Annotated in this window: 21 protein-coding genes; 4 read left to right on the plus strand and 17 right to left on the minus strand. The window is 34.3% G+C overall.

What is annotated here, in order from left to right; translation table 11 throughout:
- Positions 1-86: 86 nt before the first annotated feature.
- The 5 genes from pta to BUB90_RS00925 form a co-directional block, all read right to left on the minus strand.
- The gene (gene pta, locus BUB90_RS00905; protein WP_073281791.1) at positions 87-1085 is read right to left on the minus strand and encodes a phosphate acetyltransferase; all 999 of its coding nucleotides are present in this window, start codon (positions 1083-1085) and stop codon (positions 87-89) included.
- A 214-nt stretch (positions 1086-1299) separates the two neighbouring features.
- Positions 1300-2172, minus strand: coding sequence for a phosphatidylserine decarboxylase (locus BUB90_RS00910; protein WP_073281793.1), 873 nt, complete (start codon positions 2170-2172; stop codon positions 1300-1302).
- Positions 2173-2377: 205 nt separating this feature from the next.
- Positions 2378-3001 carry a CDP-alcohol phosphatidyltransferase family protein gene (locus BUB90_RS00915; protein WP_139241676.1) on the minus strand — a complete coding sequence of 208 codons (624 nt, stop codon included), beginning with the start codon at positions 2999-3001 and terminating at the stop codon, positions 2378-2380.
- A 48-nt stretch (positions 3002-3049) separates the two neighbouring features.
- A complete protein-coding gene (locus BUB90_RS00920; RefSeq protein ID WP_073281795.1) occupies positions 3050-4084 on the minus strand; it encodes a lysylphosphatidylglycerol synthase transmembrane domain-containing protein in 1035 nt (344 codons plus the stop codon).
- A gap of 16 nt (positions 4085-4100) precedes the next feature.
- Complete coding sequence (locus BUB90_RS00925; RefSeq protein ID WP_242952451.1) at positions 4101-4787, minus strand: phosphatase PAP2 family protein; 687 nt, start codon at positions 4785-4787, stop codon at positions 4101-4103.
- A 277-nt stretch (positions 4788-5064) separates the two neighbouring features.
- On the opposite strand from BUB90_RS00925, the gene BUB90_RS00930 reads away from it, so the two are divergent.
- Both BUB90_RS00930 and BUB90_RS00935 read left to right on the plus strand, forming a co-directional pair.
- A complete protein-coding gene (locus tag BUB90_RS00930; RefSeq protein WP_073281797.1) occupies positions 5065-6312 on the plus strand; it encodes a nucleotidyltransferase in 1248 nt (415 codons plus the stop codon).
- A 26-nt stretch (positions 6313-6338) separates the two neighbouring features.
- Complete coding sequence (locus BUB90_RS00935; protein WP_073281799.1) at positions 6339-6674, plus strand: nucleoside triphosphate pyrophosphohydrolase family protein; 336 nt, start codon at positions 6339-6341, stop codon at positions 6672-6674.
- A 102-nt stretch (positions 6675-6776) separates the two neighbouring features.
- Here the strand turns inward: BUB90_RS00935 and pepF are convergent, their stop codons facing one another.
- On the minus strand, positions 6777-8582 hold the full coding sequence (gene pepF, locus BUB90_RS00940) for an oligoendopeptidase F (protein ID WP_073281801.1): 1806 nt from the start codon (positions 8580-8582) through the stop codon (positions 6777-6779).
- A 192-nt stretch (positions 8583-8774) separates the two neighbouring features.
- On the opposite strand from pepF, the gene BUB90_RS00945 reads away from it, so the two are divergent.
- Positions 8775-9782 carry a hypothetical protein gene (locus BUB90_RS00945; RefSeq protein ID WP_073281803.1) on the plus strand — a complete coding sequence of 336 codons (1008 nt, stop codon included), beginning with the start codon at positions 8775-8777 and terminating at the stop codon, positions 9780-9782.
- Here BUB90_RS00945 and BUB90_RS00950 read toward each other — a convergent pair.
- The 6 genes from BUB90_RS00950 to BUB90_RS00975 all read right to left on the minus strand — a co-directional run bounded on the left by BUB90_RS00950 (position 9765) and on the right by BUB90_RS00975 (position 15276).
- Positions 9765-10415: an ATP synthase subunit B family protein gene (locus BUB90_RS00950; protein ID WP_073281805.1), complete on the minus strand. Its 651-nt coding sequence runs from the start codon at positions 10413-10415 to the stop codon at positions 9765-9767. The genes BUB90_RS00945 and BUB90_RS00950 overlap by 18 nt on opposite strands.
- A gap of 33 nt (positions 10416-10448) precedes the next feature.
- Entirely contained in the window at positions 10449-10946 is a 498-nt protein-coding gene (gene coaD / locus BUB90_RS00955) for a pantetheine-phosphate adenylyltransferase (RefSeq protein ID WP_073281807.1), read from the minus strand.
- A gap of 74 nt (positions 10947-11020) precedes the next feature.
- On the minus strand, positions 11021-11587 hold the full coding sequence (gene rsmD / locus BUB90_RS00960) for a 16S rRNA (guanine(966)-N(2))-methyltransferase RsmD (protein WP_073281809.1): 567 nt from the start codon (positions 11585-11587) through the stop codon (positions 11021-11023).
- A gap of 188 nt (positions 11588-11775) precedes the next feature.
- Positions 11776-13449: a two-component system response regulator gene (locus tag BUB90_RS00965; protein WP_073281811.1), complete on the minus strand. Its 1674-nt coding sequence runs from the start codon at positions 13447-13449 to the stop codon at positions 11776-11778.
- Positions 13450-13748: 299 nt separating this feature from the next.
- Entirely contained in the window at positions 13749-13949 is a 201-nt protein-coding gene (locus BUB90_RS00970; protein WP_073281813.1) for an alpha/beta-type small acid-soluble spore protein, read from the minus strand.
- 136 nt (positions 13950-14085) lie between these two features.
- The gene (locus BUB90_RS00975; RefSeq protein WP_073281815.1) at positions 14086-15276 is read right to left on the minus strand and encodes a MalY/PatB family protein; all 1191 of its coding nucleotides are present in this window, start codon (positions 15274-15276) and stop codon (positions 14086-14088) included.
- 231 nt (positions 15277-15507) lie between these two features.
- Between BUB90_RS00975 and pdxR the strand changes: the two genes are divergently transcribed.
- Positions 15508-16917 carry a MocR-like pyridoxine biosynthesis transcription factor PdxR gene (gene pdxR, locus BUB90_RS00980; RefSeq protein WP_073281817.1) on the plus strand — a complete coding sequence of 470 codons (1410 nt, stop codon included), beginning with the start codon at positions 15508-15510 and terminating at the stop codon, positions 16915-16917.
- 240 nt (positions 16918-17157) lie between these two features.
- On the opposite strand, the gene BUB90_RS00985 is transcribed toward pdxR, so the two are convergent.
- From BUB90_RS00985 to kduI, 5 genes are all read right to left on the minus strand, one after another.
- The gene (locus tag BUB90_RS00985) at positions 17158-18183 is read right to left on the minus strand and encodes a sugar kinase (RefSeq protein ID WP_073281819.1); all 1026 of its coding nucleotides are present in this window, start codon (positions 18181-18183) and stop codon (positions 17158-17160) included.
- 41 nt (positions 18184-18224) lie between these two features.
- Positions 18225-19187, minus strand: coding sequence for a bifunctional 4-hydroxy-2-oxoglutarate aldolase/2-dehydro-3-deoxy-phosphogluconate aldolase (locus BUB90_RS00990; protein ID WP_073281821.1), 963 nt, complete (start codon positions 19185-19187; stop codon positions 18225-18227).
- 163 nt (positions 19188-19350) lie between these two features.
- Positions 19351-20142, minus strand: coding sequence for a discoidin domain-containing protein (locus tag BUB90_RS00995; RefSeq protein ID WP_073281823.1), 792 nt, complete (start codon positions 20140-20142; stop codon positions 19351-19353).
- Between the two features lie 9 nt (positions 20143-20151).
- The gene (locus BUB90_RS01000) at positions 20152-20946 is read right to left on the minus strand and encodes a gluconate 5-dehydrogenase (RefSeq protein WP_073282535.1); all 795 of its coding nucleotides are present in this window, start codon (positions 20944-20946) and stop codon (positions 20152-20154) included.
- 129 nt (positions 20947-21075) lie between these two features.
- Positions 21076-21936 carry a 5-dehydro-4-deoxy-D-glucuronate isomerase gene (gene kduI / locus BUB90_RS01005; RefSeq protein WP_073281825.1) on the minus strand — a complete coding sequence of 287 codons (861 nt, stop codon included), beginning with the start codon at positions 21934-21936 and terminating at the stop codon, positions 21076-21078.
- Positions 21937-22039: the final 103 nt, after the last annotated feature.

Genomic DNA, 22039 nt, shown 5'->3' on the forward strand with positions numbered 1-22039 from the left:
TCTGTATGTTCTAATCATGAGATAGTCGCACCAAACAAAATAATTACATGCTCGGTGCGACATTAATTTATAAGCTAATTGCTATATTATTTTGTTGCTGCTGCTTGCACTGCAGTAATTGCTATAACACCTACGATATCATCTGCACAACATCCTCTTGATAAATCGTTAACTGGTCTTGCAATACCTTGTGTAATTGGTCCATAAGCTTCGGCTTTTGCTAAACGTTGTACTAATTTGTAACCGATATTTCCTGCATCTAAGTCAGGGAATACTAATACGTTTGCTTTACCAGCAATTTCGCTTTCTGGAGCTTTTGAAGCACCTACACTAGGAACTATTGCTGCATCAGCTTGAAGCTCACCGTCAATTTTGATTTCTGGATATAGTTCTTTAGCAATCTTAGTAGCTTCAACTACTTTATCAACATCAGCATGTTTTGCACTACCTTTTGTTGAGTGTGACAACATAGCTACGATTGGTTCTTCCTCAACTAATAATTCGAAACTCTTAGCTGATGAACTTGCGATTGCCGCTAATTCTTCTGCGTTAGGATTTTGATTTAATCCTGCATCTGAGAATATGAATGTTCCGTTCGCACCATATTCACAATTTGGTACAACCATTAAGAAAAATGCTGATACGAGTTTCGTACCTGGAGCTGTCTTAAGAATTTGTAATGAAGGTCTTAATACATCTGCTGTTGCATGACATGCACCTGCAACCATACCGTCTGCATCCCCTGCTTTAACCATAGTTACACCATAGAATAAATAATCTTTTGTTAAAAGTTCTTCTGCCTTCTCTGGAGTCATTCCTTTATTCTTACGAAGCTCTACAAGTAAATCTATGTATGCATTCAATTTATCAGATTTCATTGGATCTACAATAGTAGCTTTAGAGATATCAAGTCCATCTGCACCTTTTTCAATTTCTTCTTTGTTACCTACTAAAACTAAATCAGCAATTCCTTCTGCTAAGATTTTAGAAGCAGCTTCTAACGTTCTTCTGTCGTTAGTTTCTGGTAATACAATTGTCATCTTGTTTTGTTTTGCTCTTTCCTTAATAGCATCGATAAATCCCACGATTTTATCTCCTTTCGTATTTGGCAATAGACCGCACATGCTATGCTTATTGTCTTAATCTTGTATACATTATACTCTATATGTTTATTGTATACAAGCACTTTTTTAAATACAATTTATATCCCATAAACAATGTATATCCATTAATATACTTATTACATCATCTTTTGCTAATATAATCTCATTATTATACAACAATCTCGTTTTATTACAATTATTTATTATTATTTACATATCCAATAACTTGTCCCATGCGCATCATTGTTTCATAACCACTCTTTGTATTAATTAACAGTTCATTATCTATTTTTACTTTATGGGAATCTAATAATAGTACAATGCTAGAACCTCCGAACTCAAATCTACCCTTTTCCTGTCCTTTCGTAACTTCTAACTCTTGGTGATAATTTGAGATCTTACCAACCATAAGAGCTCCTACTTCCATCTGAATAATATCTCCAAACTTCTGTGTCTTTATTACCGTATACTCTCTGGAATTTTCTTTATAGATTTTTACGTAGTCGTTGGCAATAGGATTAACCGTATGAAGAATACCCTTAATATGGATATTCTTACCTTTGCATCCATCGACAGGGTAACAATATCTATGATAATCATCAACTGTAAGTCTTACGATAACAAGGTATCCACCTCGATATTGTTTTGCTAATTCTTTATTACGCAGAAGACTTGTTACCGTATAGTTACTATTTTTAATAGTAACTACTAACTTGTCCGATACCTGGTAGACACTTACTTTTCCATCTGATGGTGATATTATTGTATCTTCGCTATCATCAATTGGTCTCTTTTCCTTCTTAATTTGCCTCATGAAGAATTCATTATACGAATTGTAATATTGATCTACGTAATCCTCCAAATCAATCCCATTATTCTTAATAAATGATGGAATCAGTAATGTAGATAACCTAGAATTCAACACCAATCCACCTACTTTTGAAATAATAGGATTTACAAACAGCTTCATAATTCCTCTTCCAACAGGACTGGTATAGATTTCACGTAATAAAAGATCTTGCTTCGTTTCTTTCTCAACTTTATTTCCTTCTAAATCAATATATTTCATACGTGTCTCCTATCCCTTCTTTAATATTTCCATATCTTTCTTCTACTATCTTATACTATTATATTAATCTTGTAAAATACAAAATCACTTTATATTATACGTATTTTATTATTTACCGATATTTAGTCTTCTATAAAAAAGATTCGTAGATTTGTGAATACACACATACTACGAATCTTTAATTTGTCATTATATTATCTTCGTTCTAAAGTAATTCCAATACTTTTAGAAAAATTACAGTTGCGAAGGCAATCATAATAATAGACTCTGATTTACCTGGTTTTTTAACTTTAATATTAAGTAAGAATAACATAGCAATAACCAAGATAACCACTTCTAAAACCGGCAAGAATGTAAATTGGTTACGGAATAAGTATAAAAAAGGTAAGAGAATTGCAACACTTGTAACAGGAAGTCCTTGATATTGTTTACGATTCTCACAGGTCTCTTCTTGACGTTTTTCTTCCATTACGTTGAAGAAGCCCAATCGTATAACAGCTGCTAGCACATATAGGATAATACATAAATTCCCCAACACTCCTGTTGCTCCAAAGGAATATACTATAATTGCCGGAAAAGCACCAAAGCAGATTAAATCGCACAGGGAATCAATCTGAATCCCAAAGCGTTTTTCATCATCCGTTCTGTCCATAGCTCTTGCGATCTTCCCATCAAACATATCACATAATCCCGATATCATAAGGCATACGAAAGCAATTTTGTGGTTATCATTCAAGGCTTGTGTCATTCCATATATGGAAAAGGCTAAACCTATATATGTTAAAACTACTGAAAAATTATAAAATCCTATCATTCTCTTTTCTCTCATCTTGAAATCCTTCCCTCTTTAAAACTTATCATTATAATTCGCCATTTTCTAAGCTTTGTTTGTTCTATAATTGTAGCGAATCTGTACGACTATCATTATAATTGCGCTTATAATTAATAAGCCATAATAACTAATCCCTCTACTTAATAACATCCCTGGCATAATTAAAGATCCCTTAAAAATCTTCCTAAAAATAATAAGGAACAGATTCTCACTCACTCCTATCCCACCAGGCAATGGTAGCATATCAACAGCAATTGAAATGGCCGATTGTAAAGCAACGATATCAACCACTCCATATTCTGATAATCCGAATGAACGGTATACAAAATATGTAACTAAAAACATGGCAATTCTTTGCACAAATGTGATTAAAAATACATTCACCATGATTTTCTTATTGCTATTTAGAAATAAGGCACCCTCGTTGTATCTTGAAAATGCAGTATCTGCTTTTTCTACCGTTTTTTCTTTATTTTTTATTATATTTCTCGAAGCAAAGAACGAAATTAACTTGTATACTAGCTTACGTACCGTTTTGGTGCGAAATATAAGCATAGCCAACCACAGAACAACTACTATATTCATAACAATTCCAAAATATAGGAAGTATACATTCTTCCCCAAATAATGAAATACAATTTTTTTCTTTATCGTTAGAACCATCATACCAAGAATAATAAGTATGGATTTATACGCTATCGTTACTTCTAGTAACACTAATGATGCAACACCCAAATTTGCTTTATCTTGTTTCATATAGTATAACTGAGCCGGTTGTCCACCAGTTGCACTTGGTGTTATGCAACTAAAGAAGAAACCTATGAATGAGTACTTAATACAACTCCTTACCCTTGTGGGGCTGTCAAGTTTTCTCATCATATAGTGTATAATTACTGCCTCACAACAAACAAAAAATATAACCGCAGCGAAGCCTAACACGATATAAAACGTATTTGCTCTTCTAATACTATCAATTATTAGTGGCATTTCCTGATCTTTTAGCAGTAGATAAAAGGTAATTCCTACGATAAACAAAAAGAATATAGCATTGCATATATTTTTTTTGTTGTTTTTTTTCATAGCACTCCTTCACATATTATTCCATACGACATTTATGATTCACTTTTTCAAAAAAACGTTGAAATGGTTTATATAAATCAGTCTTCTTACTAACAAAAAAGCAAAATTCAGCTAGTGCAATTCCACCGATTGCATCAACATAGTAATGTTGTTTTGTAACTTGTGTTGATATGACAACCAAGATAGCAAACACTAAGGAGAACAGCCGATATACCTTTGGAATCTCTTTCTTTTGTCTCACTCCAATATAACAGAACCAACTCACACTACAATGTATAGAAGGAAACAAATTCTCCGGTGTATCCGTTAGATAGATAATTCGTAGAATAATATCTCCAATTGAATTGCCTGTTACTTCAGGCCTTACATTTGTTGTCGGCATGGCAATAAACACCACTGCACATATAATGTAGGATAAATATACGGCGAACAGCGTTTCGTAAAAATGTTCTTTATTAATTCGTGTAAGTAATATAAAATTAATAATCCAAAACAAATAACAGCCAAGATAAATCAAGGAAAACCACGATATCACAGGAACACTTCGATCAAAATCCGTTGTGAAATCATAATGGTACCTTCCTTTAATTAGAAGTTTTGAGCCTTCGTAAATAATTGTTTCCAAAGCGAAAGAACCTAACAATGGTATAATGGCATAGAAAGGACATAAACGCCCAATTGTTTTCTTCATAAGATTTTTCATTATGTACCCCTATTAATCACACTAGTTGAATCCACACAGCTCGAATCATTTCCAATTTTATATTTATAAATTATGAATAAACTTTATATAACTTTTATAAAGTATAGCATTGTTTTTAATATAAGTAAAGTTTAACATTAGTTTTACATTTAATTGTAATAAATCCGTAATATTTGAATAGGAGTGAAAACGTTCTAAAACCGATATAATCATTGACGTATTACCAAATGAAGGATAGAATTATTATACTATACCAATCATAAGGAGCTATATAACCATGGAAATTGTAGGATTAATAACTGAATACAATCCTTTTCATAATGGACATGCCTATCATATACAAAAAGCCAAAGAAATCACGAATGCCGATTATGTCATCGTGATCATGAGTGGTAACTATGTTCAAAGAGGCACTCCTGCTATTATTGATAAGTACTCTCGCACTTCAATGGCACTAACGAATGGTGCTGATATTGTAATCGAATTGCCTGTTATCTATGCTACGGCAAGTGCGGAAACGTTTGCAGCAGGAGCTGTACGTATATTACATGATCTTGGTATCGTTACTTCCATCTGTTTTGGTAGTGAATGTGGTGACTTAACATTACTATCTTCCATTGCTAGGGCATTATGTATTGAATCAGAGGATTTCAAAGATTCCATTCAGGAATATCTACGTCAAGGAGTATCTTATCCTATAGCTAGAAAACAAGCGCTCCTTAACACATCTGCGTTATCTGGCTATACCACCCAGCAAATTGAGCAAGTAATTGAATCCTCTAATAACATACTTGGAATAGAATACTTGAAGGCACTATATCGACTATCTAGTGACATTGTTCCCTATACCATCTTACGCGAAGGAAGTGGCTATAATGATCTAACCTTAGATACCACATTCTCATCCGCAAGTGCATTAAGAAAATGTTTACAAACACCAACCGATTATGAGGCTCTGAAAAGACACATGCCTGCAACCGCATGTGATATATTAAAATCCGCAATAGATAAAACAGCTCCTATCTTTGAAGATGACTTTTCAGATGTCTTACTCTATCAATTATATACCAGTTCAAATGAGAGATTATCAGAATATCTAGATATGAACGAAGATTTAGCAAATCGCTTATTAGAACTTACATTAAAGCATCATAAATTCTCTGATTTAGCAGAATCGCTTAAATCAAAACAATATACACTTACCAGAATGAACCGTTCTCTGCTACACATATTACTTCAAATTACCACTTCTGAAAGTAAAGAAGTCAATCCAATTACAACATCTATGTATGCTAGATTACTTGGTTTTAGAAAAGAAGCCAGTTCGTTATTAAAGCTCGTACGATTACATGGAGAGATTCCGATTATAACTAAGGTTGCTGATGCAGAGAAATTATTAGATAATACGCAATATAAACTTTTCAAAAAAGATTTGTTCGTTACTCATCTTTACAATCAAATTGTTGCCACCAAATTTAATACTACCCTACCGAATGAATATAAGAAGGGACCAATTCGAGTATAACTTACTTGAAAATGAGGAGAATTAACATGACGATCAACGAATACCAACAACTAGCTATGAGAACTCTTAATCCTAACCTATCAGAAAAAGAAGTCTTAATTAATGGTGTTATGGGCTTATGCGGAGAATCTGGTGAGGCAATTGACATCGTAAAACGTCATTTGGCTCAAGGACATGAACTAGACAAAGAACATCTTGCAAAAGAATTAGGAGATATAGCGTGGTATCTAGCGGAAACTGCCACTGTTCTAGGATATAGCCTTGAAGATATCTTACAGATGAATATAGATAAACTTAAGAAACGCTACCCAGAGGGATTTGATACAGAAAAATCCATTCATCGCCAAGAAGGCGATATATAAAAGACAATCTTCATGGTTTTGAAAGCACGTATATTATATCCGTGTTCCAAAACCATGAAAGATTGTCTTTAATGTTACGTATTGTTATATCCGTTGTTCAAGCTATTTAGTAAGTTCCTCTAACTCATCTACTAATTCTTCGAATAAAGCAAGTGCTTCATTAATTGGATCTTTGGAAGCCATATCAACCCCAGCCCCTCTTAATAGAGTAATTGGATCTGCAGAACTTCCTCCACGTAAGAAGCCAATATAATCTTCTACTGCTTTTTCTCCTTCTTTTAAGATCTTACGAGATAATGCGATCGCTGCTGAGAAACCAGTAGCATATTGATAAACATAAAACGGTGTATAAAAATGTGGTATCTTCGCCCATTCCATATCAATTTCAGAGTCAATAACCATATCTTCTCCATAGTATTTCACATTAAGATCGTGATAAATCTTACATAAAACTTCTGAAGTTAAAGCTTCTCCTTCTTCTGCCTTCGCATGCGCTAACATCTCGAATTCTGCAAACATTGTTTGTCTGAATACCGTACCTTTGAAACTTTCAATAAAATGGTTAACAAGATAAGCTCTTTGCTTCTTATCATCAATTTTATTTAATAGATGTTGAATTAATAAAGCTTCATTACAAGTAGAGGCTACCTCTGCAACGAAAATCTTATATCCTGCATATGGATATGGTTGAGTTTCGTTTGAATGATACGTATGAAGCGCATGACCCATCTCATGAGCAAGTGTGAATACATTATCTAGGTTTGGATGGTAGTTAAGCAACACATATGGATGAGTACCATACGCTCCCCATGAGTATGCTCCACTTCTCTTTCCTTCATTTTCGTATATATCAATCCATCTATTATCAAATCCCTCTTTTAATAAGTTGATATAACGTTCCCCTAGTGGAACAAGACCTTCTAGTACCATTTCTCTCGCTTGGTCAAATGTATACTTCATATCAACATCACTAACTAATGGTGCATATACATCATACATATGAAGTTCATCAACACCTAACAATTTCTTTCTAAGTGCTACGTATTTGTAGAATTTAGGTAGGTTCGCATGAATAGTATCAATTAGATTTTTATATACCTCTACTGGTACATCTGTATCATCTAGATACATTGCTATTGTGCTATCGTACTTCTTAGCTTTCGCTGCAAACATAGATGCTTTGACATTAGAGGCAAATAAAGATGCAGCGGTATTTTTCATAGAACGATATGAACTATAAACACTTTCAAAGGCTTCTTTACGAACTCTTCTATCTTTGCTTTCCATATATGTTACATATCTGCCATGCGTTACAGGTACTTTATCACCATCTTCTCCCATAATGTCAGGGAATTTGATGTCTGCGTTATTAAACATTGAATATATATTACTTGGAGCTCCTAGTACTTCACCAGCATCAGCCAAAAGTGCTTCTTCACCAGCTGATAACGTGTGTGCTTTCTTTCTTGAGATTTCTTCCAATATTCTTCTATACAATTCTAACTCTTCATTAGAAGCTAGAAACTGAGTAATTGTTGCCTCTGGAATAGAAAGAATCTCAGGAGTACAGAATGCAGAGGCACTCTTTAGTGATACTTCTAGACCGTTTGCTTGATCAGCAAGGTTTTGGTAAATTGCATTAGCTGTATCTTCATGATATTTTTGATTAGCATATACATATACTCGTTCAAAATGATACTCAGCCTTGAATAATAAATTAAAAAATTCAACTAATACAGTTGCACTTTCACCTAATTTACCTTTGTACGCCTGTAGTTTTTCACAAAGTTCTTTCACTAATGCATACTCTTTTTTCCAATCTTCATCATTCGTAAAAAGGTCTTCAATCGCCCATTTATCTTCTTGTCTAATCTCTTCACGTGTAATAATTTTGTTATCTGTGGACATTATTTCACCTCTTGTAACTTATTTGTTACTTCTTTCTTTTATTATCTAAATCAGTACTATATATTATCTATGTACCAAATACATTGTCATTATACCATATTGTAGTTAATTTTCCTACCAGGTCAATAAAAAGTACTAGGAGGCAATCTAACATAATACAATATAATAGTTTATGCAAAGGCAGGGAGAATAATGGGCAAGACATTGAAGACGTTAGTCAACAGCAATCCAACAAAGAAATATAGAACCATTGTAAGATGTGGACTTTTCCTCTTCTTAATCTTAATCATTACACAACCGATTTCTGCATTAAATGGTGCGAAAACCGGTCTTCTTTTGTGGTTCAATACGGTCCTACCAACATTACTACCATTTATCATTCTATCTAATTTTATTATACGTTTTCAAGTAACTGATTATATCTGTAAGATTTTCAGTCCCGTATTAAAGCGAATCTTTCGCATAAGCGACATCGGTTGTTATCCAATTATTATTGGTATCTTATCCGGATATCCAATGGGTGCCAAAACTTGTTCTGATCTTATAAAAGAAGGGTTGCTTGACAAAGAAGAAGGCCAATACATAATGATACTTGTAGGCAATGCTAGCTATATGTTCCTAACTAGTTTCCTTGCAGTTTCTAGCCTAGCTATACCGGGAAGAAAATATCAAATCCTAGCCTTAATTTATCTATCTTCCATTATATCCGCATCCTTATATCGCATCTTAATCCGTGCTCAGAGAAAAAAACACATTATTTTACCTAACTCAAGTTCAGTCTCTATAGCGGAATGTGTAGAAGAAACACCACTAAGTATGACTACCGTAGACCATTGTATACTTGATGGCTTTACCACCATCACCAAAGTTGGCGGGTATATCATTATGTTTTCTGTCTTAACACAAGTTTTATCTGGCTTACTTGAAACATTTGGTCCTATTCGTTTCCTACTATTAGGTTCCTTAGAGATTACTATTGGTATCTACCTCGTAGCGTCATCAACCATGGCAATAACTAAAAAAATAGTCCTAACTATCACAATTACCTCCTTTGGCGGATTCTCCAGCCTTGCACAGATTGGAAGTGTAATTGAAAATAGTGGACTATCCCTAAAAACCTATTTACATTATAAAATCATAAATAGTTTTGTTGCATTCCTATTATCCATATTATATGTTATTTTATTCAATATCATCTAAGAATGTATTTTCATCAAAATCAAAATCATCATGTTGCTTTTCCATCGACTGAGCGACTTCTTCTTCTACGAAATTGCTCTGTTGATGTGGCATCGATACGATAAGTTCTTTCTTATTGTTAACAACAATGTCAAGATTTCCTTTTAATGATTCTAATAAGCCATCATATTTGGCTTTCGTACTCTCATATGCATTCGCTAAGATTCTTTCAACGTCACCTAGCATATCATCTGTATATACGATTGCACCTTGACGAATCTCATCTGCATCATGGTTTGCTGCCGCCAAAATTCTCTCCGCTTCTTTTGTAGCTTGTTCTACAATATCATTTGCTTGGTAATATGCTTGTTGCATAATTTCATGGTCATTAATTAATGCATTGGTCTGTTCTTGTGCCTGAGCAAGCATCGCATCTGCTTTATCTCTTGCATCCTGTAATATTGCGTCCTTATTAGCAATAATTTTTTGATACCTCTTGATTTCATCTGGTGTTCTTAGTCGTAATTCATCAACCAAATCATATAACTCATCTTTGGGCACAATCACCTTTGTAGATGATAATGGGTACATTTTACAACTCTCAACAAATTCATAAATATCTTCAATCAATTGTTCAATTCTGCTTGCTCCCATAAATACTATCTCCTATCCCTGATTTTTTTTTACTCATGGATTAGTCTTTTCCATTTCCTTACATTTTTTATATACGCGATCAACTACATTTGCTGGCACGAAATGAGTGATATCACCACCATATAAACCAACCTCTCGAACAACACTTGAGCTTACATATGAGTATTCTACACTGGTAGTTAAGAACAGCGTGTCCACCTTCGGATTAATCTTATGGTTTGTTTGAGCAATCTGTAATTCATATTCAAAATCGGTAATTGCTCGTAATCCTCTTATAATTACATTCGCATTCTTTAAATCTGCGAAATCAACCAGTAAACCGTCAAACGATTCCACAACTACATTCTCTAAATCCTTCGTTGCTTCTTCTAACATAGTAACTCTTTCTTCTACTGAAAACAATGGACTTTTAGCACTGTTATTCAATACACCAATAATTAGCTTATCAACCAATTTTGATGAACGATAGATTACATCTAAGTGTCCTAAAGTAACTGGATCAAAACTTCCAGGATATACACCTATCCTCATAATATCCTCCATAATCCGTATCTTAAAGCTAATAACAGTTCAGTAATCTAAACTAACTTATCTGGTACAATATATTATTTGGTACCTTCTCGCTTTTGTATAAATACATGTTTATTTGTTTTATATTCTTTTGTACGATACACTTCTAGAATCGAATCATCAAGATACGAAAAATCCGTATCAAGTGAAGCTTCTACAACTATAATTGTATTAAAATACATTACACTTGAATGTTCTAAATACTCTAATATTGTTTTCTCAAATCCATTATCATATGGTGGATCCATGAATATAATATCGAATACTTTACCATTCTTCTCAGCAAATTGAACAGCGGACAGTGCATCCATCATAAGTACCATAGCCGAATCTTCTAGCTTTGTTATCTTAAGATTTGATTTAATACAATCTACTGCTGCCTTATTGTTTTCCACAAAAACTGCTGCCTTAGCTCCTCTGCTTAGCGCTTCAATACCAATAGCACCACTTCCACTAAATAAATCAAGAAAATCACAGTCAACTAAGTCCTGTGCTAATATATTAAATAAAGTTTCTTTAATTCTATCTGTAGTAGGTCTTGTGTCTGAACCAGCGATTGTCTTCAATTGTAATCGTTTTGCTTTTCCAGCAATTACCCTCATTCAATCATCCCTTTATATCTTTATACAAGTACACTTTGTATACTTGTTGTAATGTATGTCAGCTCGTTGACATACATTTACGAATAGTCTATATCAAAATGCTTCATAATTCAATAGTTTCCATAATATTTTAAAATATTTTTTATGACCATTTACATGCTTTTCCGTGATTTTCTTACTTAGCTAACTTATATCATTACACAAAGATGTGTCTCTAATAATAATTTTTCAAAGTCAGAATCGTCAACTGGTTTAGAATAGTAATATCCTTGTGCATAATCACAGCCCATATTTCTTAGGAAAATTGCTTGTTCCTGTGTCTCTACACCTTCAGCTACCACGAACAATCCTAACCATTTAGCAAGATTTATAACAAATTGTATAACAGAACGCCCACTACTTCTTCCAACATTATTCCTCAAAAAGCTCATATCTAGTTTTAGAATCTCAATTGGTAAATCACTTAACATATTAAGCGAAGAATAGCCCGTCCCGAAATCATCCATCTCTATAACAAACCCAATCTTACGAATCTCGTTAACAATATCAATCATTTGCTTCGCATTATCCGTATAGGCCGATTCTGTGATTTCTAAGTGTAGATATTGAATTGGTATTTTGTATTTATTTATCAAATCAAATAACAACTGCGGCAGCTTTGGATTGTATAAATCTACCCTTGAAACGTTCACGGAGATTGGCATTAGACTATGTCCAGTTTCAACCCAAGAAGCAATCTTTTGGCATACGCAATCCCATACATAATAATCTAATTCACTAATAAAACCATTCTTTTCAAAGATTGGAATAAATTCTCCTGGCGAAAGGAATCCAAATTCGGGATGCTTCCATCTAACTAATGCTTCTGCTCCTATTACACATTCTGAGTTCAAATCAAACTTAGGTTGATAATAAATCACAAATTGTTTCTCATCTACTGCTCTTTTCATTGCATTTGTAATCATATGTTCTCTTAATAATTTTTCTCGAATTGAATCATCATAATAGGTAATGAACGAATCATAATTTCCTTCGTAAGTATCCACAGCTAATTTAGCACGATCACATATCTTATCAATTGGCATGGTTATGTCATTTATCATATATACACCGAAGCGCATAACAATATTAATTGGTATAGAATAACTGTTTAATTTGTTAACAATAGCTTTTATGCTTCCTTCGCTATACTCGTTACTATCTATTAAGATAAAGAAATTATCGGCACCTGCATGTCCACATAATTCATTCTCACCTATTGTATCCAGTATGGATTTACCAATAAAAGTAAGCAAACGGTCCCCTTCCGCTCTACCAAAGAGCTCATTCACTAGCTTAAATCTTGAAATGTTAGCAAAGACAACAAGATATTTCTTACCTACATTGGTTTGTATTACTTCCGCAACCTTCTTAGCAAAAAAGTTCATGCTATATAGACCTGTTAATACATCTCTTTCTATCATGTTAATCTCAGCAGCTGTTTTTAATAATTTAATCGTATTAGCAATTCTTCTCTTAATTATTGCAGGTCTAAATGGTTTCGCAATAATATCATGCGCTCCTAGCTGAAGTGCCTCTAATTCTTTCGTTTCATTATTATCAACAGTAGTCACAATCACTGGAATATTCGTCGCAACTTTTATCCTTTGAAGTTCTGCAAGGAATGCAAATCCATACATATTCGATATCATTAAATTCAATAGTATCAAGGATATCTTAACAGCATGGTTTTCTAACTTGGTAAGTGCTTCTGTAATAGTACTTGCATCAACAATTGTATAGGTATCTGATAATATCTCATGCAATGTTGACCTATTCTCTTCGTCATCATCAATTAACAGAATAATATCTTTTTGATTCATTATGTAAGGAACCTCCCAAGCTCATATTTACGAAATAGTATGCCCGATATGTTATTATCCGTTTTATTATAACATATTTTCGGAATAATTGAAGTAATAATATACATTTTCTCTTATAACTTCATTATTAACGGTTTGTCACCTTAATTATACAGACAAAAGAGGTATAATATCACGAAATTCATAATATTATACCTCTCTTTTTATTACTCTTTTGCACTGCTATATGCTAATAAACCATTGCTTGCGCATATATCTACTTTGCATATAATTCTTTAGCAAATTAATTAATAGCTAGTTTATTTACCAGCCATTAATTTTTCTTGTTCAGCGATCATTTTTTTGACCATGTAACCGCCTACAGAACCATTCTGGTATGATGTTAAATCACCGTTATAACCATGTTTTAATGGTACTCCAAGTTCACTTGCTACCTCATACTTAAATCTGTCCATCGCTTCTCTTGCTTCAGGTACTGCTGAATGATTTCTGCTTGACATAATAAACTCCTCCATTCACTATTCAAATGATACCACTTGAATAAGTCGTGTTGTTGTTTGTTACGCTATTATTATGTGGAGTAATCTTAATAATACACATGTAATTTTTTCAAATTAATATGATTTTATAATTTTACTAAAGGTCTGAAAATGCTTCATATAAGCGATTCATAGCTTCTTCCACTAATTTTCTAGGTGCTGCTATATTAATTCTCTCAAATCCTAATCCTTCTTTACCGAAGATAATTCCTTCATCTAGCCAAAGTTTCGCTTTCTTTTGTATTCGATCTTCTAACTCTCTTAGCTCTAGTCCATAATCATTAAAATCAAGCCATACAAGATACGTACCTTCTGGTATAGTTAATATTACTTTTGGCATCTTCTCATCTATAAATTCTCTAACAAAGGCTATATTATCTAACAAGTAAATCTTCAGTTCCTCAAGCCATCTTTCGCCATACGTATATGCAGCTTGACATGCTGTTATACCAAAGATATTCGGTTCATCGAAACCTGTTTTATCTATTTCCTTTTTGAATAATTTGCGAGTCTTTGAATTTGCAATAATAATATTGGATAATTGTAATCCCGCTAAATTGAAGGTTTTACTTGGAGATGTACATGTTATTGTTATATCCTCTATTTCTTTGTTTATCGATGCAATCGGAATATGTTTTTGCTCTCCATATACAAAATCTTCATGGATTTCATCAGCAATAATTATAACATTATGCTTTAAGCAGATCTCTCCTATTCTTGTTAACTCATCCCTAGTCCAAACACGTCCGACTGGATTATGGGGACTACAAAAAATAAAAACTTTTACGGAATTTTTAATTATTAGATCTTCAAACTTATCAAAATCAATGGTATATACTCCTCTATGATCTTTCACTTCATAATGTAGAGAATTATTAATTAATTTTCGGTCATTCTCAAGAATTATATTCGTAAAAGGATAATAGACTGGATTTTGAATCAAGACAGCATCGCCTTCCTTTGTAACTGCTCTAAGTGCCATACTAATTGCAAACACAACACCTGGAGTATAAACTAGCCACTCCGGTTTCATGTCATAGTTATGTCTAGTTTTCATCCAGTTAATAATTGTTTTTTGATATTCTTGTTTCGGGTATGTATATCCAAATATTTTATGTCGTACTCTTTCTTCTAATGCATCTGTTATCTCTGGTAATGTTGCGAAATCCATATCTGCAACCCAAAGAGGCATGACGTCATTTTCTTTTCCTCTTTCAACAGCAAAATCATATTTTAGAGAATTTGTATTCGTACGGTCAATGATCTGATCAAAATTATAAGTTCCCATCTGTCAGTCCTCCACTTTTAATTTGTGTTATTATATGCTTTCTATAAAAAAAAGTCAATGTATTTTCCTATATTATTGATATGATTAATCTACAACATGTTAATTAAACTAGTATATTGTAAATAAAACTCATGTTACTATAGAAGTTTAAGTTGTACTATGGTATACTCGCTACTATAATTACTAGTCTATATAAAACTATAAACCTACGATTACATAGGAGTTGATCTGATGTTTACGATACATCTTAATACAAAATCAAAAATACCATTATACGATCAAATCTATACGTATATTAAAGATGAGATTCGTAGCGGTTCTATTCCCTATCAGGCAAAACTACCATCTACAAGGAGTCTTGCGACTTACTTACAAGTGAGTAGAAACACCGTTGATATGGCATATTCTCAGTTAGTATCCGAAGGTTATATTGAATCCAAATCAAAGTCAGGTTATTATGTTTGCCAAATTACGGAGATGCTTACACTTCCTGAACGTGCATCATTAACGCAAATTAGGACTCAGCAAACAAAACCTCATTTTACTTATGATTTTTCACCTTTCGCAATTGATATCCACCACTTTCCTTATAATACATGGCGAAAACTGTCTAAGGAATGCTTAAACAACTTTAACAACGATCTTTTTTTGTTAGGCCATAAGCAAGGTGATATCGATTTTCGAGAAGCCATACAAAAGTACCTTCATGAATCTCGTGGAGTTCAATGTGACAAGGAACAGATTATTGTTGGTGCTGGTGCGGATTATCTATTACAGCTATTAGCACAATTACTTCAAGCCCTGTCTGAAACATGTAAGATAGCTATGGAAAACCCTACTTATACCCAGGCATATCGTATCTTTCGGGGTCTTGGTGTTACCACCTGTTGTATTCCACTCGATAAATCTGGTATCAGTATAGATCATCTTAAGCTATCTGGTGCTAACATTGCTTATGTAACACCTTCTCATCAGTATCCACTTGGTATTATCATGCCTATCAAACGACGTCAAGCCCTCTTGCGATGGGCTAACGAGAAGGAGAATCGATATATTATCGAAGATGACCATGATAGTGAATTTCGATATAAAGGAAAGCCAATTCCTGCTCTACAAGGACTGGATCAAAACGGAAAAGTCATCTATATTGGAACGTTCTCTAGAGCCATTGCCCCTGCAATACGTGTGGGTTATCTTGTACTACCTCAAGCTTTACTTAGTCTTTATAAATCAAAATATAATTACTATACTTCTACAGTCTCACGAATTGACCAGGCGATATTAACAGCATTCATTAGCGATGGATATTTTGAAAGACACTTAAATAAGATGAGAACGCGTTACAAAGGAAAACATGACGTCTTAATTCAAGCTCTCAAAATATTCAAAAGTAAGGTTTCCATTCAAGGCGAACACGCAGGATTACATCTAGTAGTAACCTTCCATCTACCGCTTACTGAAGAAGAACTAATAGCTCGAGCAGCGCAGTCTTCCATAAAACTTTATGGTTTAAAGGATTTCTTTATAAGCTTTAATGAAACTAAATACTATGAACCAACTATTTTACTAGGTTATGCCAACCTCGCAGAAGATGAAATCATAAACGGTATTAAACACTTATATCAAGCATTATTTGACTAACTGGTTAGAGTGTCAAAACTTTTACGAGGGCCTTTGAACTTTAACCACTTACGCGAACTTAGCACTTGAAGATTTCGTTGTGTAACTAACTACTATATACAGCAAAAAGCTTCTACTCAACTACCGTAGAAGCTTTTTCTATATAAATATTTAGGAGTTATTATCAATGGAATGGCAATTCCCATTTAATAATATTTATAATAAGAATAGTGGTGAGTTATTCTTTATATACGTATTACACTATCTTTGAACTCTACCGGAACCATCTCCACCAGATAACTTCATAACTTCGTCTACGCTTACTTGGTTGAAGTCACCTTCTACCGAGTGTTTTAAACAACTTGCCGCTACTGCGAACTCGATTGTTTGTTGTGGGTCGAAATTATTCATGCAAGCATAGATTAATCCGCCACCGAAGGAATCTCCACCACCAACACGGTCAACGATATGCATTAAATAGTTTTTACTGAAGAAGAAATCTTCTTTGTTGTAAAGCATAGCTGCCCATTTGTTATCGTTTGCTGAGATTGACCCTCTTAATGTGATTGCTACTTTAGAGAAGTTGAAACGTTCAACTAATTGTTTCGCAACATCTTTGTAACCTTCATGGTTAACTGTGCCTGTTGTAACGTCTGTGTCAGCTGCTTTGATACCGAATACGTCTGCTGCGTCTTCTTCGTTTGCAATACAAACATCAACATATTCACAAAGTTTACCCATAACTTCGCCAGCTTTTTCTTTTGACCATAATTTGTTTCTGTAGTTAAGGTCACATGAAATAGTGATATTTCTTTCTTTCGCTGCTCTACAAGCTTCTAGACAGATTTCTGCTACGTTATCACCTAATGCTGGAGTAATACCAGTGAAGTGGAACCACTCCGCTCCTTCAAAGATTTCATCCCAGTTAAAATCCTCTTTTGTTGCTAAACACATAGCCGAGTTTGCTCTATCATAGATAACTTTTGAAGGTCTTTGAGATGCACCTTTTTCAAGATAATAGATACCCACTCTATCTCCACCACGTGTGATGTAAGTAGTATCAACGCCATATCTTCTTAGTGAGTTAACAGCAGCTTGACCGATTTCGTGTTTTGGAAGTTTTGTAACGAATTTAGCATCTAAACCATAGTTTGCTAAAGAAACAGCTACGTTAGCTTCTCCACCACCATAGGTTGCACCGAATGTTTCAGCTTGAACGAAACGATAGTATCCTTCTGGTGCTAACCTTAACATTAATTCTCCAAATGTGACAACTTTCTTAGACATAGTAAATCCTCCTAAAACAATAGTTAAACCCTATTGCATAATTATTTTTGTAATAAATGAATAGCAAATCCACCAACTTCATCCGTTAAATATACAGCAACCATCTTTTTCTTGTCATTATATTTTGCTGTTTCCATATTAACCTTAACACCATTACGTTCTAAGTATGTAATTGCACGGTCTATGTAATTCGTCTTGATTGCAATGTGACCATTTGCTCCAAGATAGGGAATTTTCATAACTTCGATAGCCGAACCTGCAAATACAGAGCTATTTCCAACCTTTTTCGCAAAACCGAAGATGGAATCGAATTTACCCGCTACTTCTTCTGCTTCGGTTTCATTGTTAGCATTAATTCCAACATGAGCGATTTCAAATCCCAACATTAATTCCACAGCTTCTTTTGTAAGTGCTTTGATTTTATCAAATTCACCAGCGTTAATCATCTCACCACTTACCATCCAACTACCACCGCAAGCGATGATCTTGTCAAAGTCTAAGTAACTCTTAATATTTTTAGCATTAATTCCGCCTGTAGGCATGAATTTCATGTTAACATATGGGGCTGCCATTGATTTGATCATGTCAAGGCCACCAGCTGCTTCAGCAGGGAAGAACTTAACAACTTCAAGGCCTAATTCAATTGCTGTCTCAACATCACTTGGATTAGCAGTTCCTGGTGTAACAGGATATCCTTTTTCTACACAATATTTTACCACTTTAGGATTAAGGCCTGGGCTTACGATGAACTTAGCACCAGCTTCCATTGCTTTATCTACTTGCTCCGTTGTTAATACAGTACCTGCACCGATTAACATCTCTGGATATTCTGTAGCCATAACTCGAATTGCTTCTTCAGCAGCTTCCGTACGGAATGTAATTTCAGCACATGGAAGCCCACCTTCACACAATGCTTTTGCTAATGGAAGCGCATCTTCCACACGGTCAATTTTAACTACAGGAACAATCCCAATTTTTTGAATTTCTTCTAATACTTTATTCAAGATTTTTTCCACCTTTCATTACAAGTTATATAACATTGTAAACGCTTACATTTCCAAAAAAAAATTTAATATATCAACAGTAATACATATGCATATATAACTATTCTCCATTTGTCATTATGATATTGTCATCAGACATTAGCAGAATAGTTATATTTGTTGTCTAAGCTTCTACTCCATACACTTCAATCTGTGTTAAAGCTGGAAATGGTGATGGGTCGTCTGCTTTAATAAGGTCCTTAAGGCATATCCACGTAATCTTCTTCTTATCAAAAGTGATTGTATGTGGGTCATAACTCTTCTCAAGTTTCCAATCGAACTCTGTTCCATCTGAAAATTCCACTGTTACTTTTGTCCACCAGTTGTCATGAGGGAAATCAGCTCTTGTATAAAGAATAATTTTATCTGTTACAACTTCTCTACCAAAATCCACTTTAATCTTCGCATCATCTTGCATATTGATTCCCCAAGAGGCGAATGGCCATTCACCATGCAATGTGTTAGCTTTTACTCCATCAATTGCATTCCTCGCAGCAAAGACAGATTCTCCTCTGGTTTCAACATTGGCTGATGCGTGAGGATAACAATTTGATTCCTCATGCTGATCTGCCACGTTAAGAGCTAGATTCTTATAGCCAGCAATTTCTTCTTTCGTAGCAACTCGTGCAGTGATAAGATGATGCTCTCCACTAAAAATCTTAGGTGAATAGCAAACCTTCTTTTCTCCAAATGGCACTACATAACTATAACTATTCGTTTTAAGATAGACGAACGCACTTCCAAGAGCATCATCCACTTGTAAAACTAGGTAAATATCTTTTTCTGAGGATTCAAGTACAATCAAATCCCCTTCTACATATGCATGATTATAATGTAAGATAACTTCATTTTTATGACTATTCGTACAAGCTACACTTCCATCTGCATGAAGTACTTTTAATGATAACTCTGCCATATGAGCCTCCTATTTTGGTTGTTTTCCAATATAAGCCAAGATACCACCATCCACATATAAGATATGTCCATTCACAAAGTCAGAAGCATCTGATGCTAAAAATACTGCTGGACCAGATAAATCTTCTGCAGTTCCCCAACGAGCTGCTGGAGTCTTTGCAATGATAAATTGATCAAATGGGTGTCTTGATCCATCTTCCTGAACTTCTCTAAGTGGAGCTGTTTGAGGAGTTGCAATATAGCCAGGTCCAATACCGTTACATTGAATATTGAATTCACCATATTCAGAAGCGATATTCTTTGTTAACATCTTAAGTCCACCTTTAGCAGCTGCATATGCTGAAACAGTTTCACGTCCAAGTTCACTCATCATGGAACAGATGTTAATGATTTTTCCATGACCCTTTTTAATCATTGAAGGTATAACGGCTTTAGCAACGATGAAAGGTGCATTTAAATCAACATCAATAACTTGTCTGAAATCTTCCGCTGACATTTCGTGCATTGGTATTCTTTTAATAATACCAGCGTTGTTTACAACTATGTCAATAACACCAACTTCTCTTTCAATCTTAGCTACCATATCATTCACTTGCTCTTCGCTAGTAACATCACATACATAACCATGTGCTTTGATTCCTAGTTCATTGTATGACGCAATACCTTTTTGAACGAATTCATCTTTGATATCACAGAAAACAATTGTAGCTCCTGCTTCTGCATAAGCGCTTGCAATAGCAAAACCTATTCCGTAAGAAGCACCTGTAACAAGTGCGATTTTTCCTTCTAATGAAAAACTATTCATAATATTTGACATATTCGCTTTCTCCTATTCTAATTTTCTTTTAATATTAGAACCAGCTTAAAATGCATTAAGGCTAGCACCTTATCCTAGTTCAGTTATTAGTAACATGAGTAATAGTCTGTTTCACAATTACATAATGTCGGTCATTGCCACTCCATCCATATCATCGAATGCTTGGTTTTCACCTACCATACCCCAGATGAATGTATATGCTCTAGTACCACATCCTGAGTGAATTGACCAGCTTGGAGATATAACAGCTTCTTCGTTTCTCATAACGATGTGTCTTGTTTCCGTAGGTTCTCCCATATAGTGGAATACGCATGCATCTTCTGGCATTTCGAAGTATAAGTAAACTTCCATTCTTCTATCGTGGGTGTGGCATGGCATCGTGTTCCATACGCTACCTGGTTTTAAGCTAGTCATACCCATTACTAATTGGCAACTCTCAACTTGACCTGGAAGAATGTATTTGCAGATTGTTCTGTGGTTTGATTCTTCTAACGAACCAAGTTCAACTTTGTTCGAATCTTTAACAATGACAACACCTTCTTCTTCTGTTCCTTCTGGTCTAATTAATACGGTTGGGTAAGTTTTGTGTGCTGGAGCACTGTTAAAGTAAAATTTTGCAGGGGTTTCACCATCATTACTTGCAAACGTGATGTCTTTTGATCCCATACCTATGTACATTCCTTCTTTGTATTCAAGTACATAATCTCTACCATCTACTGTCACGGTACCTTTTCCACCTATATTGATGATTCCCATCTCTCTTCTTTGTAAGAAGTATTCTGCACGGATTTCTTCACCTGCAGTTAATACAAGTGGTGTAACTGGTACTGCTGCACCAGTAATAATTCGGTCAATATGGCTATATACTGTTTTGATTTCTCCAGCTACGAATAGAGTTTGAATAAGAAATTCCTCTCTAAGTCTCTCTGTTGTATAGTGTTTTACATCTCTTGGAGATGATGCTGTTCTAAGTTCCATGATAGTCCCTCTCTTTCAATTAATAATTTACAATTTACATTTTACAATTTGCTATTGTCGTGATTATTATACGTATTTATCACTTCGATGCACTAAGTATAGC

The organism is Anaerosporobacter mobilis DSM 15930 (assembly GCF_900142955.1).
GTDB classification, from domain to species: domain Bacteria; phylum Bacillota; class Clostridia; order Lachnospirales; family Lachnospiraceae; genus Anaerosporobacter; species Anaerosporobacter mobilis.